The 15,037-nt window shown below is 70.4% G+C and carries 16 protein-coding genes and 1 pseudogene; 10 read left to right on the top strand and 7 right to left on the bottom strand.

From position 1 onward, the window contains the following. Positions 1-8 precede the first annotated feature (8 nt). Complete coding sequence (locus tag ACIRRU_RS15265) at positions 9-188, bottom strand: hypothetical protein (protein ID WP_403680206.1); 180 nt, start codon at positions 186-188, stop codon at positions 9-11. Positions 189-701: 513 nt separating this feature from the next. Beyond that, complete coding sequence (locus ACIRRU_RS15260; protein WP_403680204.1) at positions 702-1,745, bottom strand: DUF4238 domain-containing protein; 1,044 nt, start codon at positions 1,743-1,745, stop codon at positions 702-704. A 469-nt stretch (positions 1,746-2,214) separates the two neighbouring features. On the opposite strand from ACIRRU_RS15260, the gene ACIRRU_RS15255 reads away from it, so the two are divergent. Further along, on the top strand, positions 2,215-2,610 hold the full coding sequence (locus ACIRRU_RS15255; RefSeq protein ID WP_403680202.1) for a hypothetical protein: 396 nt from the start codon (positions 2,215-2,217) through the stop codon (positions 2,608-2,610). Between the two features lie 76 nt (positions 2,611-2,686). Next, complete coding sequence (locus ACIRRU_RS15250) at positions 2,687-3,238, top strand: hypothetical protein (protein ID WP_403680199.1); 552 nt, start codon at positions 2,687-2,689, stop codon at positions 3,236-3,238. Between the two features lie 383 nt (positions 3,239-3,621). Here ACIRRU_RS15250 and ACIRRU_RS15245 read toward each other — a convergent pair. Both ACIRRU_RS15245 and ACIRRU_RS15240 read right to left on the bottom strand, forming a co-directional pair. Continuing rightward, positions 3,622-4,185, bottom strand: a pseudogene (locus tag ACIRRU_RS15245) (recombinase family protein); the annotation flags it as partial. A gap of 259 nt (positions 4,186-4,444) precedes the next feature. Then, entirely contained in the window at positions 4,445-4,867 is a 423-nt protein-coding gene (locus ACIRRU_RS15240) for a YjbQ family protein (protein ID WP_403680196.1), read from the bottom strand. A 91-nt stretch (positions 4,868-4,958) separates the two neighbouring features. Between ACIRRU_RS15240 and ACIRRU_RS15235 the strand changes: the two genes are divergently transcribed. The 6 genes from ACIRRU_RS15235 to ACIRRU_RS15210 all read left to right on the top strand — a co-directional run bounded on the left by ACIRRU_RS15235 (position 4,959) and on the right by ACIRRU_RS15210 (position 10,523). After that, the gene (locus ACIRRU_RS15235; RefSeq protein ID WP_350692898.1) at positions 4,959-5,042 is read left to right on the top strand and encodes a putative leader peptide; all 84 of its coding nucleotides are present in this window, start codon (positions 4,959-4,961) and stop codon (positions 5,040-5,042) included. Positions 5,043-5,350: 308 nt separating this feature from the next. After that, a complete protein-coding gene (locus tag ACIRRU_RS15230; RefSeq protein WP_403680193.1) occupies positions 5,351-6,238 on the top strand; it encodes an ABC transporter permease in 888 nt (295 codons plus the stop codon). Beyond that, a complete protein-coding gene (locus tag ACIRRU_RS15225) occupies positions 6,211-7,029 on the top strand; it encodes an ABC transporter ATP-binding protein (protein WP_403680190.1) in 819 nt (272 codons plus the stop codon). Before ACIRRU_RS15230 ends, ACIRRU_RS15225 begins: the two co-directional genes overlap by 28 nt. 50 nt (positions 7,030-7,079) lie before the next feature. After that, entirely contained in the window at positions 7,080-8,108 is a 1,029-nt protein-coding gene (locus ACIRRU_RS15220) for an ABC transporter substrate-binding protein (protein WP_403680187.1), read from the top strand. Continuing rightward, positions 8,105-9,316 carry an LLM class flavin-dependent oxidoreductase gene (locus tag ACIRRU_RS15215; RefSeq protein WP_403680184.1) on the top strand — a complete coding sequence of 404 codons (1,212 nt, stop codon included), beginning with the start codon at positions 8,105-8,107 and terminating at the stop codon, positions 9,314-9,316. The genes ACIRRU_RS15220 and ACIRRU_RS15215 overlap by 4 nt, the downstream gene beginning before the upstream one ends. Positions 9,317-9,389: 73 nt before the next feature. Beyond that, the gene (locus tag ACIRRU_RS15210; protein WP_403680181.1) at positions 9,390-10,523 is read left to right on the top strand and encodes an FAD-dependent oxidoreductase; all 1,134 of its coding nucleotides are present in this window, start codon (positions 9,390-9,392) and stop codon (positions 10,521-10,523) included. Positions 10,524-10,592: 69 nt separating this feature from the next. On the opposite strand, the gene mltG is transcribed toward ACIRRU_RS15210, so the two are convergent. Beyond that, on the bottom strand, positions 10,593-11,450 hold the full coding sequence (gene mltG / locus ACIRRU_RS15205) for an endolytic transglycosylase MltG (RefSeq protein ID WP_403680178.1): 858 nt from the start codon (positions 11,448-11,450) through the stop codon (positions 10,593-10,595). Between the two features lie 191 nt (positions 11,451-11,641). On the opposite strand from mltG, the gene ACIRRU_RS15200 reads away from it, so the two are divergent. After that, entirely contained in the window at positions 11,642-11,779 is a 138-nt protein-coding gene (locus ACIRRU_RS15200; RefSeq protein ID WP_363202311.1) for a hypothetical protein, read from the top strand. 77 nt (positions 11,780-11,856) lie between these two features. On the opposite strand, the gene ACIRRU_RS15195 is transcribed toward ACIRRU_RS15200, so the two are convergent. Together ACIRRU_RS15195 and ACIRRU_RS15190 are read right to left on the bottom strand one after the other, a co-directional pair. Further along, entirely contained in the window at positions 11,857-12,468 is a 612-nt protein-coding gene (locus tag ACIRRU_RS15195; RefSeq protein ID WP_403680175.1) for a hypothetical protein, read from the bottom strand. A 63-nt stretch (positions 12,469-12,531) separates the two neighbouring features. Then, on the bottom strand, positions 12,532-14,346 hold the full coding sequence (locus ACIRRU_RS15190; RefSeq protein ID WP_403680172.1) for an ABC transporter ATP-binding protein: 1,815 nt from the start codon (positions 14,344-14,346) through the stop codon (positions 12,532-12,534). A 114-nt stretch (positions 14,347-14,460) separates the two neighbouring features. On the opposite strand from ACIRRU_RS15190, the gene ACIRRU_RS15185 reads away from it, so the two are divergent. Then, on the top strand, positions 14,461-15,015 hold the full coding sequence (locus ACIRRU_RS15185; RefSeq protein WP_403680170.1) for a MarR family winged helix-turn-helix transcriptional regulator: 555 nt from the start codon (positions 14,461-14,463) through the stop codon (positions 15,013-15,015). The last annotated feature ends 22 nt before the right edge of the window (positions 15,016-15,037 follow it).

Below are 15,037 nucleotides of genomic sequence, written 5' to 3'. Positions count from 1 at the left end.
CGGATCGATCAAGCAGCAAGTGTCAGGCCATCTCGAACGGACGAGGGCCCGCCTTCGGCGGGTCCGGCGAAGTCACCGACCTTCACCGATGCCCAGTTCGCACAGCAATCCTCGGAACCGAGGAAGTCCGCTTCGACGGAACCGTCGCCGATGCGGACAAGCGTCTCGATCAGGACGCCCTCCGTCAACTACTCGACACCTGAGAACCGACCGCCTCCGGGAGGCACCGCGCGTACGACACAGTACCGAACGGGCGCGCCATTAAGCGCTCGGAGCATGCGCTGCAATTGTCTATGTTGGTGCCCCTCGACTCAACCAATCTCCGTTAAGGCAACCGTCACGCTACCTGGTCACGTCCCCAAGGATCGATCGGCGGACCCGCTCCCAGAAGTGGCCTGGCTCCCTCCGGACACGAAGGTGACCACTACGAACTGAACCTGAACACTGCCTGGCTGCGCCCTGGTGGCGGGCTGCGCGGCAGCGCCGAGGCGCAGCCAGGCTTTGGGGAGGTAGTCAAACGCGACTGGCCGCCAGGTCATTGAGGACGGCGTTCACGGTGGACCAACACAGGTCGGCTGTGTCGAAATCCGCGCTGTGCTTCGCTCGCTTCTCGGCGAGCGGGTACACTACTCCGTCGCCTCGAAGCAGTTGACGTACCACGGCCTGATCAAGGAGATCCTTCCACGCCGCGCCCCGGCCCTTCAACGTCTGGAACCCGGACCGCGTCGAGGTGCTCTGGCGTGAGCGGGAGGCCCATCGAATGTGACGGACTTGAACGCCTCCGACGGGCCCTCAGGCATGAGGAAGCGCTCGGCGGTCTGGCTGAACTCGGCCTCACGATCGCGGACGGGTGGCAACTTGATTCCGGCAACAGGATCGTCATCCGGGTGATAAAACAGCTCTGAGCGCGAGTTCCACGCGAAGCGATGGTTCAGCTCCCTCGCTACCTTGGTGTTGGCTGGAAATAGGCCGTCTCCATCTCGGGGAGTCGTCATGATGATCGCCGCCCGGCGGTCGATGGGCACCATGATCGCGGCAGCGTTAGCTAGGCCGACACCGGTCCATGGAGGTCCGGTTTCATCCCGGAGCAGGGTCACCGGGTGGTCCGATAGCAGCAGCGCCCTGCGCTCGAATCGGCACAGTTGCCACGAGCGAGCCATGATCCATCCGTACGCAACTTCCATCGCCTCCGCCATGCTGAGCAAGTGGTCGTTTACCGGCAGCTCGATGTAGTAGCTGGAGAAGTCCGTCAGCTCGGCCCAGGCGGCATTGACTTCTTCGTCCGAGGCCGGCCTTCCCCTCGTGGCCTCCAAGCGGCAACGGACTTCGGGCTTGCCTCCAGCGGCAATCTCGATCTTCATGAGCTGATCAGTGATCTCGTTGTTGGCCTGCCGCGCGGCCGGAATGCGCGCGACCTGAGCTGCAACCCAATCCCCAAGCACCGCTCGATCGCCAGGGGACAATGGCCACACGTACTCGGTGATGATTTTCGTAAGCACCCGGGCGGCCTGGTCTTCGAGGTCGGACAACAGATTCTCGATCGTGTCGTCGCGCTGCCCTGTCTCGTCCTGCATTGAGTAAAAGTGGCTGCGGACCGTCGCGTCACCAATGCCGATGGGTTTTGGCTCGCTCCCGTCGAGTGGAACGCGCATGATCCGTTTGCCATCCGCAAACCGCCGCAGCAGCAGGCGGGGGACAGTGTGGTGATGGCGCTTCAACTTCGGCTTGCCTGGGTTCGTGCCCATAGGAAGACGATACGGACAGACCCTGACACCGTCATGGCCTTTACGGCGCGTCAGACATCCGCTGTGTCGTGTGGGCCAGCTCCGTCTTCACCCGGCGGAGCATTCGCGTCTGCGTGACGGTCCCCCTCTCCCAGCCCCTCCCCGGAAGGTCCTGGACCTGTTGTTGGTCCTGGTCACGCCAACAACGACACCAAGCTGACCGTGACCCGCCTCCCGCGCGGGGCCCGGATCATCTCGGTCCCCGACCACGAGAACCCTGCGCGGACCCACGTCAACGTCATCGGGCCGATCGAGAGCTCAACCCCATGAAGCGCCTGAAGAAGATCCTCGCCCGCCTCGCGCCCAACTACTGCGGCGAGTGCGACTGGTGGGTCGAGGGCTGTCCCTACCAGGGCTGAGAACCCCGTATGTGCCGACCACTTCGGGCATACCTCCCGCAGCTCGGCCGGCAGAGCGGCACACTGATCCGATGGCATACGACCTCTCAAAGGGCGCACCTGCACCTCAGTCCGAAGCTCAGGTCTTCAAGGGCTACGTCGCGACCGTCACGCTCCACGCGGACCGAGCTGAGATCAAGCGCAAGCTCATGGGCAAGGTGACCGGAGCCCGGGACGCCGTGATCCCCCTCGCCGACGTCATCAAGGTGCAGTCCAAGGAGCCGACCCGCCTCGTGAACGGGTACGTGCAGCTCGCCACCGAGGAGGACCGGGGACAGCTCCGCATCGCGACCGCCGAGGCCCAGAAGGCCATCGCAAACAACTCCCGCACCGTCCTCTTCACGTGGAACCAGAGGGAGACCTACGCCGCCTACCTGGCAGCAGTCACCGCCGGAGTCCAGTCGCAGGGTGGCAATCCCTTCGACTGAGCCGCGGTGAGCCGGCTCAGGGGGAATTAACGGGATCAGCCCCACGCGGGCTGGTCCCGTCGGCATGATGACCGGCATGGACCCGGGGATCTCAACAGCTCTGATTGGATTTGGCGGAGCCGTCGTTGGAGGCTGTTTCGCATTCGGTGGAACATGGCTTCAGCAGCGCCAGCAGGCCAGGACCGTGAAGCAGCAACGGGCCGCCACGCTGCATGACGCGGCCTTCGAGTCGGCGGCCAGCGCTCTGTTCGCGGCCAAAGATCTCTTTCGCCGCAGGAGGTTTGGAGCGGTTGTGCCCGACTGGGAACACCTCCTTAACGCGGAGCTGGACCGTCTGCGTCTGTCCTCCTTCAGTTTCGCCACCGACGAGTTGCGGAGTCGGCTCGAAGAAGTCGCGGACATGCTCACGGACTGGGAGTTCTTGGTACCGGAGCAGTTCAACGACCCTCAACGGCTCATCGCGGTCCGAGACCTTATCGACGAGACCAGTCGCGCCCTCCGCAGTTACTGGCAGGGAGGACAGATCCCGGAGAGGTCGGTCGACTACAGGGCGACGTATGCCGTCTGGGAGGACCACCAATCCGCCAGGGACCACCACGAGCAGAACGATCGAGAGGAACTCGTCTGACGCCCGTCAGCAGTAGCGCACCATGAGACACGAGTCTGGAACAGGAGGAACAGCGTGGCCAGGTGGATGTGCGAGGCATGTGGAGCGGCACTTCCCGGACAGTTCGAGCCGGTCACGTCCCGCCACGCCCGACTGGTGACGTAGAGACGCGTATGGCACTGCCCGCACAGGGCGACCGTGGTCAACAGGTATTCGCGGTTGGATCGGCGGGTCCAGGGAGCCTTTCGGGACAAGATGGCGCTCCTGAGCGCCTCGTGTGTGGCCCGGTCCCACAGCCCCTCGCAGAGCCGTACAGGGTGACCGTCCCCCCTGCCGAGGACGGGCTTGTTGCGGTGCATCAGGTACCCGAGGGTGGCCTCTGACAGAAGGATGTTCTTCAGGCTCTAGGGAGACCACGGTCGCCCCCCTGCCGGCTTGCCGTACATCACGGCCAGGTGATCCGCAGGTGAGAGTTCCCCGGCACGATTGAGACGTGCGGCCTCGCTACTGCAGGTGACATTGTCAGGATCGGCCAGGATGCGGCGGGCGACGTTCCGCAGTACTTCCGAGGCATGCGGATGCAGTTCGACCAGGTCCATCTTCCCTCCCATCACCTTCCGGACGTACTGGAAGCCGTACGACGGCTTGCCTTTCGGGCGGCCGGCTGCGCGGGTCTTGACGGCGGCGTCACGGTTCCTGCGCTGGATCGCGCGCAGTTCCATCTGCGCGCCCCAGGCTTCCATGGTGAAACGGTTCTGGTCGGCGGGGTCGTCGAGGTTCCAGGCACCGTCGTGCCCGTACGTGACGAGCATCTTCTTTTCGTCCCGCATCTTGTAGCCGGTGTTCAGGCAGTCGACGACGTTGCGGCCGAGCCGGTCCACCGCTGCCGCGACCAGGCCGTCGTGCGGGCCCTTCTCGTCACGGAGCCACGGGCCCAGGCTGGGGCGGGTCACGGGATCCGTGGCGCCGGAGACCTCCCAGTCGTCCGCTTAGCCGATGATGTGGGCCCTGACGGAGGCGGCGGCAGTGAGCACGTTCTCGCGCTGGCGCTCAGGCGAAGACGTCGCCAGCTTCACGCGCGACAGCCGCCGCACTCCGAGCAGGCACTTGCCGCATCCGTCGTAGGGTCGTTCGGTCGTGTTGAGGTCCGTACCGCGCATTTCTTCTCTGCGTTCGAGCGCGCATCGTACGGAGAATCGGCGGCCACGCCCCGCTGAACGATCTTGGTCAGCTGAGGAAGCTCAGACGAACCTGACGGTTATCTTTAGAAACGTTGGTGTCCACCAGGCACACCGACTGCCACGTGCCCAGTGCCAGCCTCCCCCCGATCACCGGCAGCGTGGCGTGCGGCGGGACGAGTGCGGGCAGTACGTGGTCGCGTCCGTGGCCGGGGCTGCCGTGGCGGTGCTGCCAGCGGTCGTCCGCCGGGAGCAGGTGGTGGAGGGCGGCCAGCAGGTCGTCGTCGCTGCCCGCGCCGGTCTCCAGGACGGCGATCCCCGCCGTGGCGTGGGGGACGAAGACGTTCAGCAGCCCGTCCCGGCCTGCCGCCGCGCCGGTGAGGAAGCTCTCGCAGTCGCGTGTCAGGTCCGTGACGGTCTCCGCCCCGCCCGTGGTGATGTTCAGGACCGTGGTGGTGAGGGAATCCGACATGCCCCCATCATCTCTCGCCGGGCCGGAATGACGCGTCCACGCTCCGAGACACCATTGACCGTGTCCCGGTGGGATAGCTACGTTCAGCGCCATGTTCCGATCAGCTCTGCTCACCTCGCGCGGTCACATCGACCTGCTGCGGGTGGCATCCGCCGCGTGTCGTCGCGGCTGCTGACGTTCTCTCAGCGCCTCTCGCGCCTTCTCTGAACGGGTCTCCCGTCCGCTTCGCCCGTCCCGTCACTCCCGCTGCGCCGTACGCCGTCGTGCCGTCGCGGCGCCACTGCGGCATGCCGGTCCGCTGATCTCCCGAGGCTCTCCGCGGCTGCCGTCGCCCGGGGCCCCGGCTGCCGCTGTCCGGTCCCCCGGTGCCGCGCGCCCCGGCACCGGTCGGTTTCGGCGGGGCTGAGCGGGCGTCGGCCCCGCCGTGTCTCCGTCACCGACCCTCGCCGAGCGCCGCCTCCTTCGGCTTTCCCTGGAGCCCTCATGACCATCAGTCACGCACCACCCGATCTCTCCGCCGCCGCGGAGCAGGCCCCCGCGCCGGGCCGCCGTACTCCCCCGGAGCTGGAGCCGGTCGTCCCGGCGTCCGTACGACGGGCCCGGCTGCGGGCCGTGCCGCGGTGGCTGCGGCGCACGGTGGGGCCGTTGCTGCTGCTGGCGCTGTGGCAGGTGTTCAGCGCCACGGGGGTGCTGCATCCGGACGTGCTCGCCTCGCCGAGGACCATCGCCCGCGCGGGAGCCGGTCTGGTCGCCGACGGGACACTGCCCGCCGCCATGGGGGTCTCGCTCCAGCGTGTCGTCGTGGGGCTGCTGCTCGGCGGGGTGACCGGGACGGCGCTCGCGCTCGTGTCGGGGCTCTCGCGCCTCGGGGAGGACCTGGTCGACGCGACGGTCCAGATGCTGCGGACCGTGCCCTGGGTCGGGCTGATCCCGCTGTTCATCATCTGGCTCGGCATCGGCGAGGCGCCGAAGGTGGCCCTCATCGCGCTGGGGGTGGCCTTCCACCTGTACCTCAACGTGTACGCCGGGATCCGGGGTGTGGACGCTCAACTCATCGAGGCGGGTGAGTCGTTGGGGCTGGGACGCTGGGGGCTCGTACGGCATGTCGTGCTGCCGGGTGCGCTGCCCGGGGCCATGACCGGACTGCGCTACTCCCTCGCCACCGCCTGGCTCGCCCTCGTCTTCGGCGAGTCCATCAACGCCGACGCCGGCATCGGCTTCCTGATGAACCAGGCCCGGGAGTTCTTCCGGACCGACGTGATCGTGGTCTGCCTCGTCGTGTACGCCTTCCTCGGCCTCACCGCCGATGTCATCGTCCGGACCCTCGAAAGGCTGCTGCTGCAATGGCGACCGACCTTCACCGGCCAGTGAGCGCCCCGGCCCCTTCCCCCGCGACAGGGCCCGACGACGCCGTACGGGTGGAAGGGCTCACCCGCTCGTTCGACGGGCGCGCGGTCATCGACCAGCTCGATCTGACCCTGCGTACCGGCGAGTTCACCGCGCTCCTCGGGCGCAGCGGCTGCGGGAAGTCGACGCTGCTGCGGGTGCTGGCCGGGCTCGACCGGGAGATCTCCGGCACCGTCCTCGTGCCCCGGCGGCGGGCCGTCGCCTTCCAGGCACCCCGGCTGATGCCCTGGAAGCGGGTCTGGCGCAATGTGCTGCTCGGTCTGCCCGACCGGCCCGGACGGGCCGTGGCCGAGAAGGCCCTGGCGGAGGTCGGGCTCGCCGAGCGGGCCGGGGCCTGGCCCAAGACGCTGTCCGGCGGTGAGGCCCAACGTGCTTCGCTGGCGCGCGCCCTGGTGCGGGAGCCGGATCTGCTGCTGCTCGACGAGCCGTTCGGCGCGCTGGACGCGCTGACCCGGATCAAGGCCCAGCAGCTCGTCGCCGAGCTCTGGCAGCGGCGCGGCTGCGCGGTGCTCCTGGTCACCCATGACGTGGACGAGGCGCTGTTGCTCGCCGACCGGGTGCTGGTGATGCGGGACGGGGGGATCGCGTACGACACGCCGGTCGGCCTGGACCGACCGCGGGGTGTCGGTGCCCCCGGGTTCGCCGGGCTGCGCTCGCGGCTGCTCGGCGAGCTGGGGGTCGCGGACGAGGCCGCGCACACCGGGCCCGACGAGCGGCGGGAGGCGCCCGTCGGCGCCGCCCGCCCCGACGCGTGACCCACCTCCCGCCGCCCGGCACCCCTCCCCGAACACCACGGAGAACCACCATGAAACGCCGTACCCTGCCCGCCCTTCTCCTGCCCCTCGCCCTCCTCCTCACCGCCTGCGGCGGGGCCTCCTCCGCGCGATCGGGCGGCAGCACCGACGGGAAGGGCAGCCTGACCCTCGACGTCGGTGATCAGAAGGGCGGCTCCGAGGCGATCCTGCGCGCCTCCGGAGAGCTCGACGATCTCGACTACCGCGTCAAGTGGTCCACGTTCACCTCCGGGCCGCCGATGCTGGAGGCCGTCAGCGCGGGGGCCGTGGACATCGGAAGCGTCGGCAACACCCCGCCCGTCTTCGCCGCCGGGTCGGACTCCCGCATCACGGTCGTCGGCGCCACCCACGGCTCGTCGGCCGGAGAGGCCGTCGTCGTGCCCGAGGACTCGCCGCTGAAGCGGCCCGAGCAGCTCAAGGGCAGGTCCATCGCGGTCGCCCAGGGCAGTTCGGCCCACTTCCAGCTGGTCGCCTCGCTCCGGAAGGCGGGGCTGGGTATCGCGGACGTGGAGCTGAAGTACCTCCAGCCGGCCGACGCGCTGGCCGCGTTCAGCCGGGGCAAGGTCGACGCCTGGGCGATCTGGGACCCGTACACCTCGCAGATCCTGCGTACGGCCGACGCCCGGGTGCTGACCACCGGGGAAGGCGTCGTCAACGGTCTCGGATTCCAGGTCGCCTCGCCGGCCGCGCTCAAGGACCCGGAGAAGTCCCGGGCCATCGGGGACCTGCTCACGCGGCTCCAGCGAGCCCAGAAGTGGGTCTTCGAGCACCCGGAGAAGTGGGCGGAGGTCTGGGCGAAGGAGACCGGTCTCCCCTACGAGGTGGCGCTGGACGCCGTGAAGCGCTCCTACGGCACCCGCGTCCCGGTGGCGGTCGACGCCGCCGCCGTCGCCTCCGAGCAGGAGATCGCCGACACCTTCGCCGAACTGGGCCTCATTCCCCGGAGGTTCGCCTTCAAGGACTACGTGGACACCCGTTTCAACCGTGACCTGCCCCCGTCCACCACCGCCCCCCGCAGCTACGGAAAGGCTTCCTCATGAACGTCCACCTGCACTGGTTCCTGCCCACCGGCGGCGACGGCCGTACGCTGGTCGACCGGCACGCCTACACCGACGGGGGCATCAAACGCGACCGGATCACCCCGGTGAGCGGGGTGCGCGCCCCGGACATCGAGTATCTGACGCAGATCGCCAAGGCGGCCGAGCAGCTGGGCTTCGAGGCCGTGCTGACACCGACCGGCACCTGGTGCGAGGACGCCTGGCTGACCACGGTGGCGCTCGCCCAGCACACCGAGCGGCTGAAGTTCCTGGTGGCCTTCCGGCCGGGGGTGATCTCGCCCGTGCTCGCCGCGCAGATGGCGGCGACCTATCAGCGGATCACCCGGGGGCGGCTGCTGCTGAACGTCGTCACCGGGGGCGACTCGACCGAGCAGCGGCGGTTCGGGGACCATCTCGACCACGACCGGCGCTACGCGCGCACCGCGGAGTTCCTGTCGGTCGTCCGGGGCGCCTGGAGCGGTCGGCCCTACGACTTCGACGGGGAGCACTACCAGATCGAGGGCGGGCTGACCGCTCTGCCGCCGGACCCGCTGCCGGAGGTCTTCTTCGGCGGGTCGTCCGCGGCGGCCGGTCCGGTGGCCGCCGCCCATGCCGACGTCTATCTGACCTGGGGTGAGCCGCCCGCCGCCGTGAAGGAGAAGACCGACTGGATCCGGGGTCTCGCGGAGAAGCAGGGGCGTACGGTCCGGTTCGGCATCCGGCTGCACACCATCTCGCGGGACTCCTCGCGTGAGGCGTGGGCGACGGCGGACCGGCTGCTGGGCGATCTGGACCCGGACACCGTCGCGGCCGCGCAGCAGGCGCTGGGGAGGAGCGAGTCGGTCGGCCAGCAGCGGATGCTGGCGCTGCACGGCGGTTCCCGGGACAAGCTGGAGATCGCGCCGAACCTCTGGGCGGGTGTGGGCCTGGTCCGCGGCGGGGCCGGGACCGCGCTGGTGGGGAGCCATGCCGAGGTCGCGGACCGGATCGAGGAGTACCACGCGCTGGGTGTGGAGCACTTCGTGCTGTCCGGATATCCGCATCTGGAGGAGGCGTACTGGTTCGGTGAGGGCGTCACGCCCGAGCTGGCCCGGCGCGGGCTGCTGCCGACCGTACCGGCGTCGCCGCTGCTGCACGGGGCGGGCGGCCGCGAGAACCGTCCGGCCTCGGCTCCCGGCGGGGCGCCGCTGCTGGTCGCCGGGGGCCGCTGAGCCGCAGGGCGGTGCCGGTGGTGGCCGTCGGGCGTCCGGGAAGATCCCGGACGCCCGACGAGTTAGTAGAAGCGTGAACATTTCTGGGGTGCGTCAGCGGTCCGCGGCCCGCGAGCTGGACGTCGTGGTGATCGGCGCGGGTCAGGCGGGACTGTCCGCCGCCTACCATCTGCGCCGCGCCGGGCTGGAGCCGGACGAGGACTTCGTCGTGCTGGACCACGCCCCCCGGCCGGGCGGCGCGTGGCAGTTCCGCTGGCCCTCCCTGACGTACGGCAAGGTCCACGGGATGCACGCGCTGCCGGGCATGGAGCTCACCGGGGCCGACCCCGACCGGCCCTCCTCCGAGGTGATCGGGGCCTACTTCGCGGCCTACGAGGACCGCTTCGGCCTGCGGGTGCACCGCCCGGTCGAGGTCAGCGCCGTACGGGAGGGGACCGGCGGCCGGCTGCTGGTGGAGTCCTCCGAGGGGTCGTACGCCCCCCGGGCACTCATCAACGCGACCGGCACCTGGGACCGGCCGTTCTGGCCGCGCTACCCGGGCCAGGAGACCTTCCGCGGGCGGCAGTTGCACACGGCGGACTATCCGGGACCGCGGGAGTTCGCGGGGCAGCGGGTCATCGTGGTCGGGGGCGGCGCGTCGGGAACGCAGCATCTGATGGAGATCGCCGAGCACGCCGCGGCGACCTTCTGGGTGACCCGCGGCGAACCGGTCTTCCGCGAGGGGCCGTTCACCGAGGAGTGGGGTCGCTCGGCCGTGGCGATGGTGGAGGAGCGGGTACGCAACGGGCTGCCGCCGCGCAGCGTGGTCAGCGTGACCGGACTGGCCGTCACCGACGCGGTACGCAGCGCCCGGGAGCGGGGCGTGCTCGACCGGCTGCCGATGTTCGACCGGATCACCCCGGGCGGGGCGGAGTGGGACGACGGGCGGCGGGTCGAGGCGGACGTGATCCTGTGGGCGACCGGCTTCCGGCCCGCCGTCGACCATCTCGCGCCACTGCGGCTGCGCGAGCCGGGCGGCGGCATCCGGGTCGAGGACACCCGCGCCGTACGCGACCGGCGCGTCCACCTCGTCGGCTACGGGCCGTCCGCCAGCACCATCGGCGCCAACCGGGCGGGGCGCACCGCCGTGCGCTCGGTGGTCCGGCTGCTGAAGGAGACGGGTGGGGAGCAGGCGGCCCGGGAGTCCGGGGCGGCCGTACCGGCGTAGGGGTGCCCCGGCCCGACCGGGAGGACACCCCTGGCGCCGGCGCGGCCGCCGGGAGACCTCGGGCGGTGGTCAGCTGGACGCGGCGGCGCGGCGGTTGCGGTTGAACTCCTCGACGTTCGTCCGCTGCTCGTCGTAGCTCTCGGTGAACCGGGTGTCCCCGGGGCCGACCGTGACGAAGTACAGCCAGGGGCCGGGGGTGGGGCTGATCGCCGCCTTCAGGGCCGCCTCGCCCGGGTTGCCGATGGGGGACGGCGGCAGGCCCTTGCGCTCGTAGCTGTTGTAGGGGCTCTTGATCCGGGTGTCCTCGGCGCTGGTGTCCAGCGTGGAGCGCCGCAGGGCGTAGTTCAGGGTGGAGTCCATCTGCAACGGCATGTCCTTGAGCAGCCGGTTGTAGACGACCCGCGCCACCTTGCCCATGTCGGCGTCCGTGTCCGCCTCGGCCTGGACGATGCTCGCGATCGTGACGGTGTCGTAGACGGAGACATTGTTGCGCTGGGCCCCCGCGGTGACGTGGTCCGCCGCGAAGTGCTTGCGGGCGGTCTCGGCCATGTAGCGCAGCAGGCCGGACGGGGTGGTGTCGGCGTCGAGCGGATAGGTGGCCGGGAAGAGGTACCCCTCGGGGTTGCCCTCGGCCTGGCCGGGCAGGGACAGGTCCACCGTGGGGGCGGCCTTGAGCGTGCTGCCCGGCTTCAGGTCGAGCGCCTGGTCGACGGCCTCGTACACCTGGGAGGCGCGGCGCCCCTCCGGGATGACCAGGGTGTTCTGCGCCTGCTGTTTCTCCTCGTCCGGTCCGGTCAGGGCCAGCGGGATCAGCACGGCGGCCGACACGACGAGCAGGGCCCCGACGACGAGGACCACCTTGCCTCGGCGCGTCGGGCGGAGTCTGCGGCGGGGGCGGGGGCGGGCGTCCGGGGACTCGTTCACCATGCGGGCACGTTAACCCGGGCCGTGAGCTGCGGCCGGTAGCCCGAGCAGGCGTCGGCCCCGGGCGACACGAACGCCGTACGGCGCGACCAGAACGCCCGCACGACAGAACAGGCGAACAGGGGATCGGGTGTTCGCTGGAACGCGTGATCGTCAGGGGATTCGTTGCTCTTCACTCGTCCGGGGAGTGATGATTGCAGAGCGCAGTCAACGGGCTGCAGACCGCTACTGCGCAGTCCCACACATGCACCATGTACAAGGAGAAAGACCAGATGAACTTCCTGACCAACCTGCTGGCCGGTGTCGTCCACTTCGTGGGTTGGCTCGTCTGACCACAGCTCCGCCCGGCGCCGTCGCTCCCCGTCCCACGGGAGCGGCGGCGCCGCCGTGTGTGCGGGGCGGGCCGGCGTCAGCCGCCCGACGGGGCGGGGCCGGTGAACGGGGGCAGTGCGCCGAACGCGGGCGCGACCGTCACCGTCTCCACGAGGGTGTCGAGCGTCCCGCGCACCCGGGTCAGCGGATGGTCCGGGAACTCCGCGTCCCACCGGGCGTGGTCGGCCGCGTGGAAGGGCAGCCCGCCCTGGACCTCGGGTGCGTAGGGGTGGGGGCGGAAGTACTGGGCGGGGCCGAGCCTGGCCAGCACCACGGCCTCCCGCATCCCCGTCATCCCCCGCTCGGCCGCCTGGATCTTGACCACCGTGCTGCACCCGGCGCGCGGCACGGTGAAGCTGCCGAGGAACGCCTGGCCGCCTGGCTGTCCCGGGAGGGGGAGCTTGACTATCTGGCGCAGGGCGGGCAGGCCGCCCAGCCGTTTCACCGCAGCCTCCACGAGTCCGCCGCCCGCCTGGGCGGTGATGTGGGTGAGGCGATGGCGCAGGGCCGGGCCGTCGTCGAGTGCGGCGGGCAGGTCGGGCGGCAGGTCGAAGTGGTGCAGCGACAGCACGTCGCCGAAGTCGTTCAGCCAGGTGCCGGTGTCCACCGGGCGGTAGCCGGGGAGTGCCACCCCGAGGAGAGCTTCCATGCGCGGCGATCATGCCGTACGGGCGTGGCGCCGGTCTCCCCGGGGCGCCGGGGCGGGGGCCGGTCAGGAGACCGGCGCCGGGCTGAGGGGTCCGTGGGCGTCGCGGCGGACCAGGTCCGCGTAGCGCCCGTCCCGCGCCAGCAGTTCCTCGTGGGTGCCGCGCTCGGCGGCCCGGCCCTCGTCCAGGACGACGATCTGGTCCGCGTCGCGGACGGTGGAGAGGCGGTGGGCGATGGTCAGGGTGGTGCGTCCGGCGGACAGGGCGTCGATCGCCTCCTGCACGGCGTGTTCCGTACGGGTGTCGAGGGCGCTGGTCGCCTCGTCGAGGATCAGCACCGGCGGGTCGCGCAGGATGGTGCGGGCGATGGCCAGGCGCTGCTTCTCGCCGCCCGAGAAGCGGTACCCGCGCTCGCCTACGAGGGTGTCGTACCCCTCGGGCAGGGCGGCGATGTGGTCGTGGATCTGCGCGGCGCGGGCGGCGGCCACCAGCTCGTCGTCGGTGGCGTCCGGCTTGGCGAAGCGGAGGTTGTCGGCGACGGAGGCGTGGAAGAGGTACGTCTCCTGGGAGACCACGCCGACCGCGCGGGCGAGGGTGTCGAAGTCCAGGTCGCGGACATCCACCCCGTCGAGCGTGACGCGGCCGCCGGTGACGTCGTACAGCCGGGGCACCAGATAGCTCAGGGTGGACTTGCCGGAGCCGGTGGAGCCGACGACGGCGAGGCTGCCGCCCGCCGGGACGGTGACGTCGATGCCGGTGAGGGCCGGGGCGTTCTTCTCGTCGTAGCTGAAGTCGACCTGCTCGAAGGCGATCTCGCCGCGGATCTTCTCCAGGCGGACCGGCTTCTCCGGTTCGGTGATGTCGGCCGTGAGGTCGAGATACTCGAAGATCCGCTGGAAGAGTGCGAGGGAGGTCTGCATCTGCACACCGGTGGAGAGCAGGCTGACCGCCGGGCGGAACAGCCCCTGCTGGAGGGTGACGAAGGCGACGAGCGTGCCGAGGGAGACGGCGGTCGCCCCGGACTGGAGCGTGAGGCCCGCCACCCAGTAGATGACGGCGGGCATGGCGGCCATCACGATGCCGATGGTGGACATCCGCCAGCGTCCGGCCATGCTGGAGCGCACTTCGAGGTCGACCAGCCGCTCGGACTCCTGGGCGAAGCCCCGGGTGAGGGAGTCGGAGCGGCCCATGGTCCGCCCCAGGAGGATGCCGCTGACCGACAGCGACTCGGTGACCGTGGCCGCCATCGCGGCCATCTGCTTCTGGCGCTGGGTGGTGATCTTCTTGCGCTCCCGGCCGACGCGGCGGCTGATCGCGACGAAGACGGGCAGCAGGAGCAGCGAGACGACCGTGAGCCGCCAGTCGAGGGCGAGCATGGCGACGACGGTCGCGATGACGGCCGTCAGGTTGGAGACGAGCGAGGTGGCCGTGGAGGTGACCGTCGCCTGCATGCCGCCGATGTCGTTGGCGATGCGGGACTGGACCTCGCCCGTGCGGGTGCGGGTGAAGAAGGCGAGCGGCATCCGCTGGAGCTGGGTGTAGACGGCGGTGCGCAGATCGTGCATGACGCGCTGGCCGACCGTGGTGGAGATCAGGGTCTGGAGCACGCCGAAGACGCTGTTCATCACAGCGGTGAGGACCATGCCGAGCGCCAGCAGGGTCAGCAGCCCCGTACGCCCCTGCGGGATGGCGGTGTCCAGGATCTCGCGCAGCAGGAACGGGGAGGCGACCGACACCAGGGAGGAGGCGCCGACGAGCAGACCGACCACGGCGAGGCGGCCGCGGTAGGGGCGGAAGAGGCGCAGGATGCGGGGCACTTCGGCGGGCGGGCGGCCGGACCCCTCCGGCGGGGGCGTCCAGGTGGGTTCGTCGGGTTTCATGGGCTCCTTCGTCGGGCGTGGGGCGCGGCCGGGCGGACCGGAATCGCGCACATGGAGAGCCTAGCTCATTGTCACCTGTACTCACAATGAACAAGGTCCTGATATTGTTCCCGTATGGACGCCCCCGATTCCCCCGCCCCCGTCGACGCGCCCCCCGCCGCTTCCGGTACCCCCGGCTCCGCCAGCTCCCCCGGCGCCCCTGGCTCCGCCACATCCTCCAGCTCCTCGGGCTCCTCCGACACCGACGGCATGCTCGCCGAGCAGCTGCTGCGGCTGACCCGGCGGCTGCACCGCATCCAGAGCCGCCAGCTGGAGCCGATCGGGATCACCCCGGCCCAGTTCCGGCTGCTGCGCACGGTCGCGCAGTACGACGCGGCCCCCAGGATGGCGGATCTCGCCCAGCGTCTGGAGGTGGTCCCGCGCGCCGTGACGACGCTGGTCGACGCCCTGGAGACGAGCGGCCGGGTCCGCCGCGCCCCCGACCCCGACAGCCGCCGGGTGGTCCGCGTCGAGATCACCGACGAGGGGCGCGCCACGCTGCGGTCCCTGCGCAGCGCGCGCCGGGCGGCCGCGGAGGAGATCCTGGCTCCATTGACCGCCGATCAGCGCGAGGTGCTCGGCGGGCTGCTGTCCGCTCTGGTCGACGGAATGCCGGAGCGGCACTGCTGAGCACCGAGCCGAGGAGACCGCC

The organism is Streptomyces sp. NPDC101181, assembly GCF_044767975.1.
Taxonomy (GTDB): domain Bacteria; phylum Actinomycetota; class Actinomycetes; order Streptomycetales; family Streptomycetaceae; genus Streptomyces.
This window is presented reverse-complemented; position numbering and strand designations above follow the sequence as displayed.